Origin of the sequence: Citrobacter sp. Igbk 17, from assembly GCF_028069775.1 — a bacterium.
Lineage (GTDB): Bacteria > Pseudomonadota > Gammaproteobacteria > Enterobacterales > Enterobacteriaceae > Citrobacter.
In genome coordinates this window covers 1-16,916 of the sequence record NZ_JANEWI010000016.1, presented here as the reverse complement: position 1 = coordinate 16,916, position 16,916 = coordinate 1, and the positions used below count along the sequence as shown (strand labels likewise).

Here is a 16,916-nt window from a genome sequence, read left to right as displayed (position 1 = left end):
CCCCGTAGGTCTGGACGCCTTATCAGGCCTACGGGTAAAAGATAACGATTACCTGAAGGATGGACAGAACACATGAACTTACATGAATATCAGGCAAAACAACTTTTTGCCCGCTATGGCTTACCGGCACCGGTGGGTTATGCCTGTACTACTCCGCGTGAAGCCGAAGAAGCCGCATCTAAAATCGGCGCAGGCCCGTGGGTAGTAAAATGTCAGGTTCACGCTGGTGGCCGTGGTAAAGCGGGCGGTGTGAAGGTTGTTAACAGCAAAGAAGACATTCGCGCTTTTGCTGAACACTGGCTGGGTAAACGTCTGGTCACTTACCAGACAGACGCACATGGCCAACCGGTAAACCAGATTCTGGTTGAAGCTGCGACCGACATTGGTAAAGAACTTTACCTCGGCGCAGTGGTTGACCGTAGTTCCCGTCGCGTGGTCTTTATGGCCTCTACCGAAGGCGGTGTGGAAATCGAAAAAGTGGCGGAAGAAACGCCACACCTGATCCACAAGGTGGCGCTCGATCCGCTGGCTGGCCCAATGCCTTACCAGGGTCGTGAACTGGCGTTCAAACTGGGTCTGGAAGGTAAACAGGTTCAGCAGTTCACCAAGATCTTCATGGGGCTGGCGACGATTTTCCTGGAGCGCGACCTGGCGCTGATCGAAATCAACCCGCTGGTGGTAACCAAACAAGGCGATCTGATCTGCCTCGACGGCAAACTGGGCGCTGACGGTAACGCGCTGTTCCGCCAGGCTGACCTGCGTGAAATGCGCGACCAGTCTCAGGAAGATCCGCGTGAAGCGCAGGCTGCACAGTGGGAACTGAACTACGTCGCACTGGACGGGAACATTGGTTGTATGGTTAACGGTGCGGGCCTGGCAATGGGCACCATGGATATCGTTAAACTGCACGGCGGTGAACCAGCGAACTTCCTGGACGTTGGCGGCGGCGCGACCAAAGAACGTGTAACCGAAGCATTCAAAATCATCCTCTCTGACGACAATGTTAAAGCTGTTCTGGTTAACATCTTCGGCGGTATCGTTCGTTGCGATCTGATCGCTGACGGTATCATCGGTGCGGTAGCTGAAGTGGGTGTTAACGTTCCTGTTGTTGTGCGTCTGGAAGGCAACAACGCCGAACTCGGCGCGAAGAAACTGGCTGACAGCGGCCTGAATATTATTGCAGCGAAAAGTCTGACGGATGCAGCTCAGCAGGTTGTTGCCGCAGTGGAGGGGAAATAATGTCAGTTTTAATTAATAAAGATACCAAGGTTATCTGCCAGGGCTTCACCGGTAGCCAGGGGACATTCCACTCTGAACAGGCTATTGCTTACGGTACGCAAATGGTCGGTGGCGTTACACCGGGTAAAGGTGGCACCACGCATCTGGGTCTGCCGGTATTCAATACCGTACGTGAAGCCGTAGAAGCGACCGGCGCAACCGCCACCGTTATCTACGTTCCGGCACCGTTTTGCAAAGATTCCATCCTGGAAGCTATCGATGCAGGCATCAAACTGATCATCACCATCACCGAAGGTATCCCAACGCTGGATATGCTGACCGTGAAAGTGAAACTGGATGAAGCTGGCGTACGCATGATCGGCCCGAACTGCCCAGGTGTTATCACCCCGGGCGAATGTAAAATCGGCATCATGCCGGGCCACATTCATAAACCGGGTAAAGTGGGCATTGTTTCCCGTTCCGGTACGCTGACCTATGAAGCGGTTAAGCAGACCACCGACTACGGTTTTGGCCAGTCTACCTGTGTCGGTATCGGCGGTGACCCGATCCCAGGCTCTAACTTTATCGATATCCTGAAACTGTTCCAGGAAGATCCGCAGACTGAAGCGATCGTGATGATCGGTGAGATCGGCGGTAGCGCAGAAGAAGAAGCGGCTGCGTACATTAAAGATCACGTGACTAAGCCGGTTGTGGGTTACATCGCAGGTGTGACCGCGCCGAAAGGCAAACGTATGGGGCACGCGGGCGCAATCATCGCGGGTGGTAAAGGGACAGCGGATGAGAAATTCGCTGCGCTGGAAGCTGCTGGTGTGAAAACCGTGCGTAGTCTGGCCGATATTGGCGAAGCGCTGAAAGCGGTAATTAAGTAATTCTCAAAAAGCAGTATAAGGTCCGACTCTTTCGCGTAGCAGAAAACAGCTGTTACGCGAAGGAAGCAAGACTGATTCGTTTTCGACATGGTTGGCCATCTATTGATGGCCTTTTTTATTTTCTGTCATCTCGCATCATGCAATTTGATCACATTCATCTTCACAAATGAGATTATTTTTTGCGGCGAGCATCATTCTTTCTTTTGCCTGGATTTTGCATATTACCGCCTTTAGTCATATTAAGGTTGGAGGATGATGTGTCGCTGAAAATTCAGGATGATTACTTACCATGTTTTTTCTCTATAGCAGAAGTTTTCTCCAATGCGACGGGGTTAGCAACGGTAGTCGTTGATGTTACAGGCAGAGCACTCTCTGACTGCCATAATTTTAATTCATTCTGTAAGCTGATGAGAGCGAATAAACGCTACAGTGTTGGTTGCCAGGTGTGCGATAAACAGTGTGCTTTTGAGGCACTGAAACAGTGTAAACCCAGAATATTCAGCTGCCATGCAGGGTTAAGTTTGTTCTCCATACCATTAATTTATGAGGGGAATCTGCATGGTTTTATTATCTGTGGTCAGGTTCGGGCTAAGTACCAGGAATATAAAACTATCGTCGTTGAAGATGAATTACGATGGATGGGCGATCCTGAAATAAAAACCGAGTGGGATCAACTTGTTGCGGTTGAGAATAATACGCTGGTGGCATCGGCTAATTTATTGCATTTTATTGTTAATAATTTTGAGAGAGAAGAAAAACAATCTGAAGTGGTATTTGATAAACCGGTAAGTAGCGTCCGGCACTATTTAACGGAGCTTTCTCGTCATGAGAAAAAACTACTGGCGGCACTGCGATATATTGATGAAAACTTGTATAGTGACTTATCCCTGGAGTCTGTGGCAGCACATGTCTGTTTAAGTGCAAATTATTTTAGTCGATTTTTTAAGAAGCGTCAGGGTGTTAATTTTAAAACCTGGGTAAATCAGAAAAAAATGCAAAAGGCGGGGGAGTTATTACATGATCCTATTCATTCAATAGACAGTATTGCCCGGAAACTTCAGTACGCACAAACCAGTTATTTTTGTCGCGTTTTCCGGGCGGCGCATCAAACATCACCCCAGTCTTTTCGTCACGCCAGACTCTCGCAGTAAAGATGTTCAGGGAGTTCGATAGCGGCAGGAATGAAAGACAGACGATCGCTCAGCGTGACGACATCACCAATGACTACCAGTGCAGGCGGCGTAATGTTGGCTTCCTGCGCATTGCTCAGTAACGATCCGAGAGTACAGGTCAGTCGGCGCTGATTCTCCCGGGTCGCGGACATGATAATGGCCGCGGGTGTCTCCGCCGGTTTTCCGCCCATCAGTAGCTCTTCACAGATGAATGCAAGATTCGCGATACCCATGACGATAACCAATGTACCGTTCAGTTTGGCCAGTTGGCGCCAGTCCTGTTGCTGATTACCTTCGCGTGTATGGCCAGTCACCACGTGAAAACCAGAGGCGTAATCGCGATGTGTTACCGGGATCCCGGCACAGGTTAATCCCCCAATGGTTGAACTGATACCGGGGACGACTTCAAAAGGAATCCCCGGCTCGATAAGCCCTTCAGCTTCTTCGGCCCCACGACCAAATACGTAAGGATCGCCACCTTTTAAGCGCACGATATTGTGATGCGTCTGGGCATACTGAACGAGAAGCGCATTGATTTCATCCTGTGGAACGCAATGAAATCCCGGATTCTTACCGACATTGATAAGCTCACAGTCAGCGGATGCCCATTCCAGAATCTTAGGATTGACCAACCTGTCGTAAATAATGACATCCGCTTGTTTAATGCACATCACTGCTTTGAGGGTGAGTAATGAAATATCACCGGGACCTGCGCCAACGAGCCAGACCTTTCCGAAAGTTTTCACATTGTGTCCTTTATCACGTCTAACAAAAAAAGGCAGAACCACCCCGGAGAATGATTAAAAGCAGTCGTTTGCCTGTAAGTTATAACGCTAAATTTTCCTAAATTATCGCAAGGATAATATTGATTAATCTCGCAAAGTTTTTTCCACAATAAACAAGATGACTTGAAAAATTATTAAGAACTTATTGGCGCTATGTGTCTGAATTTAACCTTAATTAAATTGTGTTTATTGTTGTGCTTGAGTATTATTGGTTAATATTTATCCGCCATCAGTATGAACAAATCATGGATTGGATCAATGACATCAATGCCTGAAATAAAATATAACACTCGATGTTTACTCGGGTGGCATGAATTATTTTTTATAAATTAAACTATTTTTGTACGCTGCATATGGAAGAGGTTATGAGAGGAAAAATACCCAAAACGGAGTTGCTGGTAACTTTTGAAGTGGTTGCGCGTCACGAAAGTTATACCCGGGCAGCTGAAGAGCTGGCTTTAACACAAAGTGCTGTTTTCCGCCAGGTGAATGCGCTAGAGGATTTTCTTAATACAGCGCTATTTAATCATGCCAAAAAACGCATTTTTTTAAATGCGGCAGGCAAACACTATTTAACTATCGTTAAAGAGACACTGAACAAGCTTGAACGAGACACGACGACGATCATGACATGGCAGCCGACCGTACAAGTGATCGAACTGGCAGTTAACCCGACGTTCAGTACGCACTGGCTGATCCCAAACCTGCGTGAGTTCAATAAACTCAATCCTGATATTATCGTTAATATTCATTCTCTGGCGAATATTGGTGATTTTCTTAACCGGGAATATGACGCAGCGATCATGCGGGAAGATTTTTACTCTCCGTGGTCGGGGGTAGAGTATCTGTTCGAAGAGGAAATTCTGCCCGTGTGCAGTCGTTGCCTGCTTGCCGAACCGGACCGGAAGCTGTCCGTCGATGAACTGCTGAACGAATACCCGCTATTGCATCAAAGCACCCGCATCAAAGGCTGGCAGGAATGGTTTGCGCTGTCCGATGTCAGCAGTCCGCTGGTGAATAAAGGTCCGCGATTTGATCTCTTGTCGATGCTGATTGCGGCGGTACGCTCCAACCTTGGTGTCGCATTGCTACCCCGTTTTGCCATTCAGCACGATCTGGATAGTGGAGATATGGTGATTCCTTGCGATGTTCCAATGCGTACCGGGAATCGATTTATCATGACGTGGCGGGAGGAGAAATCAGAGTCCCTGCATTTGGAGATCTTCCGCAACTGGTTGCTAAATAAATCCGTGGTGTCGGCTGCCTGATAGCGGCTTGCGCCTTATCAGGCCTACAGGTTTCAGTGTTCACCATAGGCCGCGATAAGCATCGCGGCATTGGGCAAATCGCCGGATGCGGCTTAAACGCCTTATCCGGCAAAGGAGCGATTACCAGTCGATACCTGGCTGTGCCTGAATGCCGCTATCAAAAGCGTGTTTAACCGGGCGAAGCTCGCTGACCGTATCGGCAAGTTCAAGTAACAGCGCATGGCAACCGCGCCCGGTGACTATCACACTCTGGTCGGCAGGGCGATTTTCGATGGCGCTGATAACCTCCTGAGTATCCAGATAGTGATAAGCCAACATATAAGTGAGTTCGTCCAGTACGACCAGATCATAATGCGCATCGGCTAGCATGCGCTTACTTTCCTGCCACACTGCCGTGGCCGCCTCGATATCGGCTTCCCGGTTCTGGGTTTCCCAGGTAAAACCGGTACCCATAATATGAAACTCCACGCCTAGAGGGTGCAGCGTGTTGTACTCGCCATTATCCCACTGGCCTTTAATAAACTGCGCGACGCCAACGGTTTTTCCGTGACCAACCGCGCGCGTCGCCGTGCCGAAGGCTGCGGTGGATTTCCCTTTGCCATTGCCGGTGAAGACAATCAGAATCCCTTTTTTCTCCGTTGCTGCCGCCACGCGGGTATCGACCTGCGCTTTCAGCTTTTGCTGACGCTGGCGATGTCGGTCATTGTTGGCTCGCGCTTCCATGGTCGCTCCTTAATGTCCTGCCGGGCAGGTTGCGCAGCGATGCTGCTGTTCAAACTGACTGAAGAAGTTATTGCCTTTGTCATCCACTAAGACGAAGGCTGGCATATTTTTAACTTCCATCATCCAGACCGCTTCCATGCCCAGTTCGGGATACTCAAGGCAGTGCAGGCTCTTCACATATTGCTGTGCCAGCAGAGCCGCTGCGCCGCCGATGCTGCCGAGGCTAAATCCACCGTGTTTGTGGCAGGCATCAGTAACCTGCTGGCTGCGGTTACCCTTGGTGAGCATAATGAGGCTGCCGCCTTGTGCCTGGAAAGCATCGACATACCCATCCATACGCCCGCCGGTGGTCGGACCCATTGATCCACAGGCCTGATTTTCCGGGGTTTTGGCGGGACCTGCGTAATAAACGATATGCTTTTTCATGTATTCCGGCATCGGTTCGCCGTTATCCAGACGCGCTTTAATGTTTGCGTGGGCGATATCGCGAGCGACAACAATCGGGCCGCTGAGCGACAGGCGGGTACCAATGGGCAGAGCTGACAAATCATTAAGAATGTCACGCAACGGGCGATCGAGGTTGAGCTGTACCGTCTGGGCGGTGTTTTCAACGCGGTGAGAGTCGGGAATAAACTTACCTGGGTTATGTTCGAGTTTCTCCAGCCAGATACCGTGTTTATTAATTTTAGCCTTGATGTTGCGGTCAGCCGAGCAGGAGAGCGCCATGGCGATAGGGCAGGAGCCACCGTGGCGCGGCAGACGAATAACACGAATGTCGTGGGCAAAGTATTTGCCACCAAACTGCGCGCCGATGCCAAATTCGCGGCTGGCATTGAGCAGTTCGGCTTCCAGTGCTGTATCGCGGAATGCCTGGCCCAGTTCATTCCCGCTGGTGGGCAGGTTATCGTAATATTTGGTCGATGCCAGCTTCGCAACTTTTAGCGACTGATCGGCAGATAATCCGCCAACCACAAAGGCGATGTGGTACGGCGGACAAGCGGCAGTGCCCAGCGATTTCATTTTTTCGATCAGGAAAGCCGTCAATTTCTCCGGCTGCAGAATAGATTTGGTTTCCTGGAACAACGCGGCTTTGTTAGCAGAGCCACCACCTTTGTTGACGAACAGGAAACGGTATTCGCTACCCAGCGTCGCGCTGATGTCGATTTGTGCAGGCAGGTTGGTCTGGGTATTGACCTCGTTATACATGTCCAGCGGGGCATTTTGTGAATAGCGCAGGTTACTTTCCGTAAAGGTGGTATATACACCCTTGCTTAATGCTTCGGCATCATCGCCACCGGTCCAGACCTGCTGGCCTTTGCTGGCGACAATGGTGGCGGTACCGGTGTCCTGGCAGTTTGGTAGTACGCCTTTGGCTGAGACTTCGGCATTGCGCAGCAGCTGTAATGCGACATACTTGTCATTACTGCTGGCCTGTGGATCGTGCAAAATGCTGGCAATCTGTTTCAAATGTCCGGCGCGCAGGAAAAATGAGGCCTCATAAAATGCCTGCTGTGCTAACAAGGTTAACGCTTCCGGCGCAACCTTAATAACTTCCTCTCCGTCTAACTCCGTCACCGTAATGTGTTGATTACTGAGCAATTCATATTCGGTATTATCTTTACTCTGAACAAAGAGTTCCTGCCAGACAAATGGTTTAGACATGTTTACTTCTCACCTCTTCATTTTTGCCGGATGACGGCGTAAATAAATGTGCTAATCGTAGGCCGGATAAGCGAAGCGCCATCCGGCATAGAGTTATTTTGCTAAAAAGACATTGGCTTTGGTCTCGTCAGCGACATATTCGATAGTTTTCTGGGCACGAACGCTGTTACCGGCTTCGTCCAACGGCGGAGAATAGACGGCAATCGCATATTTGCCGGGCACTACCGCAACCATTCCGCCGCCAACGCCGCTTTTCGCCGGAATTCCGACGCTGTACAGCCATTTGCCGCTGCCGTCGTACAGCCCGGCAATTGCCATTTCAGCCAGCACCTGTGGCACATAGCGTTCATTCAGCAACTGCTTACCGTTGAAGGGCGACTTGCCTTTGTTCGCGAGTACGGCACCCATTTTGGCCAGTTGCTCAACGGTGATGTCCACTGAGCATTGGCGGGTATAAATTTCTACCGCTTCCTCTGTGTTGCCGTAGAAACTGTTGTAGGACTCCATCAGCTTCGCCAGTGCCTGGTTGTGCTGATTGGTTTCCATCTCGGACTTGAATACCGGTTCGTTGACCGTCAGTGAGGCATCCGCCCAGACATTCAGGTTGTTGAGGATTTTGTTCCAGCGATCGGTTTTGTCTTTGGCCTCAATCAGGCTGACGGTGCTCATTGCACCTGCATTCACCAGTGGGTTTTCCGGTGCGCCTTTCGTGAGTTCAACGGCTAAACCTGAGTTGAATGGCATGCCGGTGGCATTGGCCCCGAGTTTATCCAGAACCACCTGCGGGCCATGCTGCTCCATAGCCAGTGCCATGGTGAAGACTTTACTCAGGGATTCCATCGGGAAGGGCTTTTTAACATCACCCACCTGGTAGATTTTTCCGTCTACTGTGGCAATGGTGATGGCAAAATTATTGGGACTGTAGCTCGCCAGGGCAGGGATATAGTCGGCGACTTTTCCATCATTGTTACTTTTGTATTTCTGATGTGCCTGCTCTATTAGCTTTGCGTAGTCCGGCGTGGTTTGCGCGAATGAGGCAGAGCTAAACAAGACGCTGAAAGCAAAGAGACTCACGCCGATAATTGTTTTGTTCATTGTGCGTTCCTGTTGATGTTGTTGGGAAAACTATCCTGTAGGCCGGATAAGGCGTTTACGCCGCCATCCGGCGTTAACACGGTATAATTGCCGGATGGCAACGCTGGCGCGTTTTATCCGGCCTACGACTAGTCGTCCTTCTGCTATCAGGACAACGCGACCTCTGTTTCGGTAACCGGGCGGTCTTGCTCCGGTGTTTTGACTGGCGCTGTTCCGCGGCAGCCTGAACCAAAGTGTTCACCTTCCCAGCGACCTACAATGGCAGCACCCATGGCATTACTCATGACGTTAGTGGCTGAACGCCCCATATCGAGGAACGGATCGACGCCCATCAGCAGGATCAGACCGGCTTCCGGAATGTTGAACTGGTTCAGGGTTGCGGCGATAACCACCATGGATGCACGCGGTACGCCCGCCATCCCTTTCGAGGTCAGCATCAGGATCAGCAGCATGGTGATTTGCTCGCCCATGCTCAGCTCAATGTTGCACGCCTGGGCAATAAAGACGGTGGCAAAGGAGCAATAGGCCATGGAACCGACGAGGTTAAAGGAGTAGCCAATCGGCAAAACGAAGCTGGCAATTTTTGACGATACGCCGAATTTTTCCAGCTTATCCAGCGTGCCAGGGAAGGCCGCTTCAGAACTGGACGTGGTAAAGGCCAACAGCGCCGGTTCGAAGATTGATTTGGTGAGACGGCTGATGCAAGGACCAACAATGAGTGTCGACAGGCCAATCAGAATTGCCCACAGCATACCCAGTGTCAGGTAGAACTCGCCCATAAAGATACCGGCACTGACCATTACACCCAGACCACGCTCGGCAATCAGACCGGAAATAGCCGCGAAAACGGTCAGTGGGGCAAACAGCATGACGTAGCCTGTCAACTTCAGCATGACGTGTACCAGCGAATCCAGAACCTTAACGATAGGCTCGGCTTTTTCACCGATGGCGGCCAGGCTGCAACCGAGGAAAATGGAGAACACCACGATCTGCAGAATTTCGTTACGCGCCATTGCGTCAACGATACTGGTTGGTACGGCATGTGAGATAAAGACTTTCAGCGTGAACGGCTCTGACTTAACAGCGGCAACAGCGCCTGCGTCATGAGCAACAAAGTTGATGCCTGCGCCCGGCTGGAAGATATTAACGATAACCAGACCCAATGCGATTGACAGCAGTGAGGCACAAATAAACAGGAAAAAGGTTTTAGAAAATATACGACCCAGCGTTTTGGCATCGCCCATCTTGGCAATACCGACAACCAGAGTTGAAATAACCAATGGCGCAATAATCATCTTCACCATACGTAAGAATATAGTGGTGAAAATGGAAATATCCTGTGCATATGATTTTGCTGTTTCAGCCGCGGCCATATTATTAATGGCCACCCCGGCAATCATGCCGAGTATCAGGCCTAATATGATCATCTTCGTTAAACTAATTTTCTTCATGTGTACTCCATCGGATAAAGGCTGGTAATTGGAATAATGTAGGGTGGCGTGTGCCTGAGCCCGGACAGCAGCTCAGACGCACGCCTGTTGTGACCAACCGCATGAATATTCGAAGCACTGTGATACCGCTGAACTCTGTGCTCCAATGGCTGTTATTGTGTTTTTTTGTTACAGATCGAATTCAATACTTAATAATGGTGCGTGTTGCTGCGCGCCATAAACATCATTGTCACCGACATTGCCGGAAATAATATCGCGCGGCATGACAATTTTTACTGCGTTAGCGGGATCAAACCAGACAATATTGTGAATAAAATCAGGTTCAACATTATATAACCCAGCAATAAGTTGCGGAGTTAATTGCTCCGAACGCTTTACCCGCTGATAGTCTTCCCGGGTTTTAAACAAAATATCTAAAACCAGTTCGTACGGTCCGGCATTTTTGGAGCGAATGACCTGCGCCAGTGAACAAATTGATTGTTTCATGCCTGAACTCCTTCTGGCGTCACCTGCTCAATGTGGAAATCAAACCGCAGTGCATCGCTGGCTTCAATCAGGTGATAGATCGAGAACTCATACACCGGCCCACTCTGAATATCAGATGGCGAGAATGGGAAAGCGAGGTTGCCCGCGGTCGCAATACGATTTTCATAGCCGTAGTGCAGTAGGGTAGAGCGCACCAGCGAGCAAACGCTGTTGGCGATATCCTGCGTTGGCGCGACGACGTCCAGTAAAATCCCCAGTTCATGACCCGCGGTTTTCATCGGTTCATGATTACCCATCACGCCATTCTTACCGTAAAGGTGGAACGTCATGCGGATACTGTCATCATTCAGTGAGAGGTTACGTGCCACGCTTGCCTGTACTTCTTCGAGAATGGTGTCGATACCGGCAATCATTATCGGGTCGCGCGTCCCAGCGATAGTCAGGCAGCGGAAGCCAACCTGACGTGCGCCTTCCAGTTTCAGTGCATACGGCGTTTCTTCATGACGCGAACCGCTGACATACACTTCACCTTCGTTAACTGCGGTGAAAGTACATGCCTTCAGATTCAGTACGCCGCCTGGTCCCGGCAGGAAGTACGGGTCGGACTTCTCGTACAAGGTATGCGCCGCAGCGGAGGTTTCGGTGAACTTACGCTTTGGATTGAACGCCTTCAGCGTAAAGCCGTTGTCGTCGATGATCCCCATTGCGCAATCCGAGCCGGAGCCAGGGGTTGCTGCAATGGCAGCACACTCAAGGATCTTACCGCAGTGCAACGCCAGACCTTCATCAAAGCCTTGCATAATCGGCAGCGCCGCGAAGCAGGCTGGATCGTAAGCGCGTCCGCCCAGAACAACCTGTGCACCTGCTTTCAGCGCACGCTGGAAAGGTTCGACACCCATCTGCGCGACGATGTAGGTGCTGTCTTCGATGGCTTCGTGAGTTAACTCAGGCACGAAATCCAGCGCGGTGATTTTGCCGTTATCCAGTGCCTGGTGAACCACTTCTTTATCAACATCAGACGGAATCAGCGCCATGGAGAAAGACAGTTTTTCTTCCTGGGCAATCTCATGGATTATCTGGCGGCACCACTCCAAATGCGGAGCAGCACCGGAACCACCGGCGGTGCCGATAACTACAGGGATGTTGTTCTTAACGCCCGCCACGATCATATAGCGCAGATCGCGTTTTACCCCAGCCCTGTCAGTGAAGGGTTTACCTGCCCCCAGGTAGTGGGGGCCAGGATCGGAGGAACCTGCGTCAACAGCAATAAGATCCGGTGACTCTTCCATGGCTTTACGAAAACTCTCTTCCGGGAAGCCATAACCCAGGATAGCCGTAGGCGATAAGATCTTAAATGTGCGTGCCATCTCTTAATCCTTAGTTTGCAACAGCGCGATGGTGCGGTTCATTTCGTTAAACACGATGTTGAGACCTTCATCGAATCCCATACCCGGTTTTACCAGCATGCGCATTGGGCGTGCGGCCAGTGCGACGTGGACACAGGTGCGAGCACTGATCTCGGTTTCGTTACAGGTACCGCCCTGATAGGCTTCCATGGCGTGTTTGTTGCAATACAGCACCGCATCAACGATGTTGTGAATACCGCCCAGGTCCGGGGTTTTGATCTGCACCATGTGGCAGCTGCCCGCGTCGGTGAAGTCCACGATGTCCTGGTAGGTGTTACACCATTCATCAGCCACGATTTTCACGCCGGAGCCCAGACGGGTCAGCTCTTTGGTGATGGCGGTCAACATGCGGATCTGATCCGGTTTGTTGCCGGCATCAACCGGACCTTCAATGTACAGCGGCAGGCCTTGAGCTTCGGCTTCCAGGCTGGCGATGTATTCGGCGCAACGCACCGGGTCCATATCAAAAATCAGGCCGATCGTGCCGTACACATCGATATGCAGCGTCGGGTGATAACGCTCGCTAGTGCGCAGGCTTAAGATACGGTCAGACAGCCAACGCACATACTCACGCAGTTTTTCGCCTTTAAAGCCCAGCTTCTCTTCAACGTTATTGATCAGTGCATGCGGCAGGACATCCACACCTTTGAGGATCATTTTGTCGACGGCGATATAGCGGTCGTCACCACTCTGACCAAATAATGGAATGGCTTCTGGTACGCACGGCAGTTGCCACTCGTCGCATACCACTTCAGTTTTCAGACGACCGGTGGCCAGTGCCGCCGCGTCAAGCAGTGCCTGAGACAGACCATAACGAACGGCGGTATGCAGCAGGTGGCCGTCAATACGCAGTTGGTCAAAGAAACGGGCATTCGGCAGGAATGCATCAACGTCACGACCTTCCAGCAGCGGTTTGATGTGATCGTTGAGGAATGGAATGAAGTTCTCAGCCAGGAACAGCGGATCACGGCCGCCGGCACCTGAATATTGCACCGCAGCGCAATCACCCACTGCGACCGCGCCGTTTTCCAGAACCAGCTGGACGGATACGCATTCACCAGCCTGACGCACGGAGGTAAAGCCTGGCGTTACCGGATCGCCGGTATAGATAAAGCCGTCATGACCTGCGCCGTTTTTGATGGCCTGCTGATCGTCAAAATAAAATGAGGAGTAGCCAGCGGTGAAAAGGGCCTGTTTGATTTTCATTATGGTCTTCCTATTAATTTACTGTGGGATACGGCGTTGATGTCATCAATGACCATCTGGAAAGAAGGTTTGCGACCTTCAAAATGTGCGCGCTCTGAGACGTAGTCGTGGTGCAGCGCGAGAATGTCTTTCGGCAGTGGAACTGCACCGGCTTCGAGAATACGGATAGCACCTGTGTTATCGCGCACCGGCAGAATTTTGCCTGCGTTGCAAGCGGCTGGGGCGAAGGGGACATCCAGAACACCAGCTTCAAAAGCCAGTACCGTACCGCGTGCAATGTCGCCATTACCCAGCTCGAAGACTTTTTTCAGTACTGCGCGGACTTCACTCTTAATCAGTTCGACTTCCTGTTCCACGGCAGCGCACTGCGGGAACTTCTGGTCGCTGACCATGTTAAGCATCTGGCGTGACGCTTTAAGACCCTGAGCGTTAGCCGCGGCGGTTGGGATGCCGAAGGCTTCATGCGGGCTCTTGGTAATGACTTTTGTGGCACCGGACATGCCAGCAACCGCAGCGCCCCAGGCGATAACGGAGAAGGCTTTTGCTTCATCTTCCGGGAATCCGCCCATCCACTGGTGGAATACGGTACTCAGCTCATAATCATCGAAGCCGTGGTTATGGAAGTATTCGTGGGACAGTTCGCGCAGTGCCTGAATGGCTGCGATATCCTGCGTCAAACTACCGACCTGGCCGTAACCGACGGTAATGGACTTCACGCCTTGTTCCAGTGCCAGCAGACCTTCGATAATCGCCACCGAGTGGGACATAAACGGCGGGATCAGGGTGCCGGTCAACGGACCAAACGGTTCACGGTTGATGCGAATACCATTTTCTTCGTACAGTCCCATCAGGCGATCGCAGTACTGCCAGTCACGAATGGATTTTTCCAGAGTGACGCGTTTGGCGTAAGGGATGTTGTAGGAGATACCGCCACCTTCGTAGCTGGTAAAGCCACTGGCCATGGCGATTTCTGCCAGCAGACGTGCATCTGGCGTACCGTGGCGGACCTGGATTGGTTTCTCCAGCGACTCAGTCATACGGCGGCAGGCAGCAACCCCATGATTGACGACGGGTAAACCATTCAGTTTGGAGGTGCCCGCCTCGATAGATTTTTGGATCCCGACAGCCGCTTCTTCATACCGGTTCAGACGGGTATAGGCATCGATTGTACTTGGCAGGAGGTCACATTCTTCCTGCAATGTTTTAAGCAGCTCAATGTGTTCATCCATGAGTGCGACGCCTGCACGCGGCTGGCTCAGCGTTTTACCTTCTTGATCGGCCTTCAACAGCGCGAGGGAGAAGCGTTTTGAATCTGGAATTGATTGCTGGTACTTCACGCCATCTTCGAAGTTCTCAACGTCTTTGCCGGTTTCCCAGGTTTGCAACACCTGGTGCCTTTCGGTCATGAATTCGTCGTGGGTCAATTTTTTATTTCGAAGTTCCATTCGTAGCTGCCTTTAGTTTTGTAGGGTTAAACACTGAATGCTGGTGCGAGCAGCGGCTTGCGGGTGCAGCCTGGCGACGTTTGCCAGTAGAGGGAGCAGGCCATATGAATCGCGGTAATACTCAAACTGATTCGGTAACAGAATTCTTTTACCCTGGTCGTCCAGCTCCCGGTATTTGAGCCAGTTATGAATATCGAACTGGCTGGCGCGAGAGAGCCATCCACCTGAACCGACAACTTTCCGTACGGTGGTGAGATCGCGACCCATCTGTAAATCCACGTTACCGACGCAGGTGCAAACCTGCTTCTTAGTGCCCGCGTGGCGCTCAGTGGCATAGCCCACGCACAAACCGGCTAACAGAGTGTCGAAATATTTCTCTTCCTCGTTGACCGGCAGGTAGTCCGGCTGCCCAACCAGATGGCGCAGGTAGCGATAAAACGCCTCCTCACGTTGTGGCTGTTGGGCGAAAACAACTTTCACCATATCCTGCGTGCTTTCTCCCACCACGACGGCGGAAACGCGCATGCCCAAATCACCTTCAACGGTACGTTTGACGAAAGGTTCAGGGACACCATGCAGGACAGTATCGGGGGAGAGGGTATTCGCGCTGGCTGAATAGACATCCGTGGTGGCGCCACCCATATCGATCAGCATGAATTCCTTCCATGCGCTGTCGTAATCGCTAATTGCTTTTACCAGTTCATACACCGTCCACGGCGTCGGCATGGGGTCTTCGCCTGTTTCACCCACGATGACGTCAAGACCTTTACCTTTTACGATGCGTGACAAGAACACATCGCAAATGGCCTGGCGAGCGGCAAACGGATTCGGGTGATCGAGATCCGGCAGGATGTTGTCTACCGTGGTCAGATCTTTGTGACCCAGAATCGTTTGTATTTCGTCCTGAATATCACGGTTTCCGGCATAGATGATGGCGCAATCAAGCTTCGAATCCGCCAGTGCACGCGCATTGGCCAATCCATAGCTTTCTTCACCGCCATCTGTACCCCCTGTAAACAACAGGATATCTGGCGGTACGGATTCCAGCTCCTGGATGTCATGACGGTTCAGCTTGTAGGAATAATATTGCGCGATTTTCGCTCCTGCCGAGTGAGCGGTAACTTTCGCCGATTCCAGCGTAATGGAAGGCACCAGCCCCATTGCTGCAACGGCGAGTCCACCTTTGGCTGAGGAGGAGTACTTCAACTGCACTTCACCACTTTTCAGTAACGGGCGAGCATCGGCAACATTCAGCACCTGATTCAGGCTGGCAAAAAAACCGTCTGCCAGATGATGTGTGGTGGTTGGGGTCAGGACATGATTGACCAGCGTTAACACCTCTCCTTCCTGTGCGAAGAGGGCTGCCTTGGTCCATGTCGAGCCGATATCGACAGAAACTGTTTGCATCAGATGGCCTCTTCCAGGCAACGCTGTTCGAGGCCATTGTGTTGGTGAATATCGTTAGTGATAAGCGAGCAGACATCTTCCAGGTCGTGGCTGGGGGCGAAAACGCGGTTGAAGCCCATTTCTTTAAACTTCACTTCGACATCGGCAAAATCGTGTTTGCCCACGACAAGGTTACCGCCGACATACAGCAGAATGTCGCCCAGGCCGCGTTCAATGCAGCGCTCACGTAAGCCGAGGCAGTCAATGTCGCCGTGGCCGTAGATGGAGGACACCACGATGGCATCGGCGCCTGTTTCAATTGCGGCATCAATATATTCATCCTGGCTCACCATCACCCCGAGGTTGATTACGTGAAAATCATGAGCAGTAAAAACGCGATCCAGAACTTTATTGCCTACTGCATGGCAGTCAGCACCGATGACGCCAATAACAAGTGTAGATTTCTTCATGGGTAATCCTCTGTAGGGCTGATGGTCAATAAGTAAAGAATATTTCTAATATTTAGAACATGGATTGTGACAACCTCTTAATAGGGTTGGAGTTTCTGTGGAAGCGAAAAAGGAAGCAATTGATCTATTTTCAAAATATCCTGCATAAAATGATTGTTATATTTCGCTTTCATAAAAATTCATTTAAATCAGTATGTTATAAACTAATTTCTATTGGTTATTTTATTTATTAGCGAATTGCGTAATAAACAAC

Annotated in this window: 15 protein-coding genes; 4 read left to right on the top strand and 11 right to left on the bottom strand. The window is 51.0% G+C overall.

Annotation, left to right across the window (positions count from 1 at the left end; genetic code table 11):
- Positions 1-72 precede the first annotated feature (72 nt).
- The 3 genes from sucC to NNO08_RS11345 all read left to right on the top strand — a co-directional run bounded on the left by sucC (position 73) and on the right by NNO08_RS11345 (position 3,259).
- A complete protein-coding gene (gene sucC / locus NNO08_RS11355) occupies positions 73-1,239 on the top strand; it encodes an ADP-forming succinate--CoA ligase subunit beta (RefSeq protein ID WP_003022927.1) in 1,167 nt (388 codons plus the stop codon).
- Complete coding sequence (gene sucD / locus NNO08_RS11350; RefSeq protein WP_005122544.1) at positions 1,239-2,108, top strand: succinate--CoA ligase subunit alpha; 870 nt, start codon at positions 1,239-1,241, stop codon at positions 2,106-2,108. Before sucC ends, sucD begins: the two co-directional genes overlap by 1 nt.
- Before the next feature lie 257 nt (positions 2,109-2,365).
- Entirely contained in the window at positions 2,366-3,259 is an 894-nt protein-coding gene (locus NNO08_RS11345) for a PocR ligand-binding domain-containing protein (RefSeq protein ID WP_271456747.1), read from the top strand.
- On the opposite strand, the gene cobA is transcribed toward NNO08_RS11345, so the two are convergent.
- Entirely contained in the window at positions 3,238-4,026 is a 789-nt protein-coding gene (gene cobA / locus NNO08_RS11340; protein WP_271456746.1) for a uroporphyrinogen-III C-methyltransferase, read from the bottom strand. The genes NNO08_RS11345 and cobA overlap by 22 nt on opposite strands.
- Positions 4,027-4,430: 404 nt before the next feature.
- Here cobA and NNO08_RS11335 point away from each other — a divergent pair, with 404 nt between their 5' ends.
- Entirely contained in the window at positions 4,431-5,333 is a 903-nt protein-coding gene (locus tag NNO08_RS11335) for a LysR family transcriptional regulator (protein ID WP_137381339.1), read from the top strand.
- A 120-nt stretch (positions 5,334-5,453) separates the two neighbouring features.
- Here NNO08_RS11335 and cobO read toward each other — a convergent pair whose 3' ends face one another.
- From cobO to glmS, 10 genes are all read right to left on the bottom strand, one after another.
- Positions 5,454-6,056: a cob(I)yrinic acid a,c-diamide adenosyltransferase gene (gene cobO, locus NNO08_RS11330; protein ID WP_048212249.1), complete on the bottom strand. Its 603-nt coding sequence runs from the start codon at positions 6,054-6,056 to the stop codon at positions 5,454-5,456.
- Positions 6,057-6,065: 9 nt separating this feature from the next.
- Entirely contained in the window at positions 6,066-7,718 is a 1,653-nt protein-coding gene (locus NNO08_RS11325; RefSeq protein ID WP_271455625.1) for a class I fumarate hydratase, read from the bottom strand.
- A gap of 93 nt (positions 7,719-7,811) precedes the next feature.
- Entirely contained in the window at positions 7,812-8,813 is a 1,002-nt protein-coding gene (glsA, locus tag NNO08_RS11320; RefSeq protein ID WP_271456745.1) for a glutaminase A, read from the bottom strand.
- 146 nt (positions 8,814-8,959) lie between these two features.
- The gene (locus tag NNO08_RS11315; RefSeq protein WP_137381335.1) at positions 8,960-10,264 is read right to left on the bottom strand and encodes a dicarboxylate/amino acid:cation symporter; all 1,305 of its coding nucleotides are present in this window, start codon (positions 10,262-10,264) and stop codon (positions 8,960-8,962) included.
- A 168-nt stretch (positions 10,265-10,432) separates the two neighbouring features.
- A complete protein-coding gene (locus tag NNO08_RS11310; protein ID WP_005122536.1) occupies positions 10,433-10,750 on the bottom strand; it encodes a DUF4387 domain-containing protein in 318 nt (105 codons plus the stop codon).
- On the bottom strand, positions 10,747-12,117 hold the full coding sequence (locus tag NNO08_RS11305; RefSeq protein ID WP_045441108.1) for an acyclic terpene utilization AtuA family protein: 1,371 nt from the start codon (positions 12,115-12,117) through the stop codon (positions 10,747-10,749). The genes NNO08_RS11310 and NNO08_RS11305 overlap by 4 nt, the downstream gene beginning before the upstream one ends.
- A 3-nt stretch (positions 12,118-12,120) precedes the next feature.
- Positions 12,121-13,362 carry a methylaspartate ammonia-lyase gene (locus tag NNO08_RS11300; RefSeq protein ID WP_137381333.1) on the bottom strand — a complete coding sequence of 414 codons (1,242 nt, stop codon included), beginning with the start codon at positions 13,360-13,362 and terminating at the stop codon, positions 12,121-12,123.
- Positions 13,362-14,807, bottom strand: a complete 1,446-nt coding sequence (locus NNO08_RS11295; RefSeq protein ID WP_271450205.1) for a methylaspartate mutase subunit E — start codon at positions 14,805-14,807, stop codon at positions 13,362-13,364. Before NNO08_RS11295 ends, NNO08_RS11300 begins: the two co-directional genes overlap by 1 nt.
- Positions 14,808-14,819: 12 nt before the next feature.
- Positions 14,820-16,214, bottom strand: a complete 1,395-nt coding sequence (glmL, locus tag NNO08_RS11290) for a methylaspartate mutase accessory protein GlmL (RefSeq protein ID WP_271456744.1) — start codon at positions 16,212-16,214, stop codon at positions 14,820-14,822.
- Positions 16,214-16,663 carry a methylaspartate mutase subunit S gene (gene glmS, locus NNO08_RS11285; protein ID WP_137381330.1) on the bottom strand — a complete coding sequence of 150 codons (450 nt, stop codon included), beginning with the start codon at positions 16,661-16,663 and terminating at the stop codon, positions 16,214-16,216. Before glmS ends, glmL begins: the two co-directional genes overlap by 1 nt.
- Positions 16,664-16,916 lie beyond the last annotated feature (253 nt).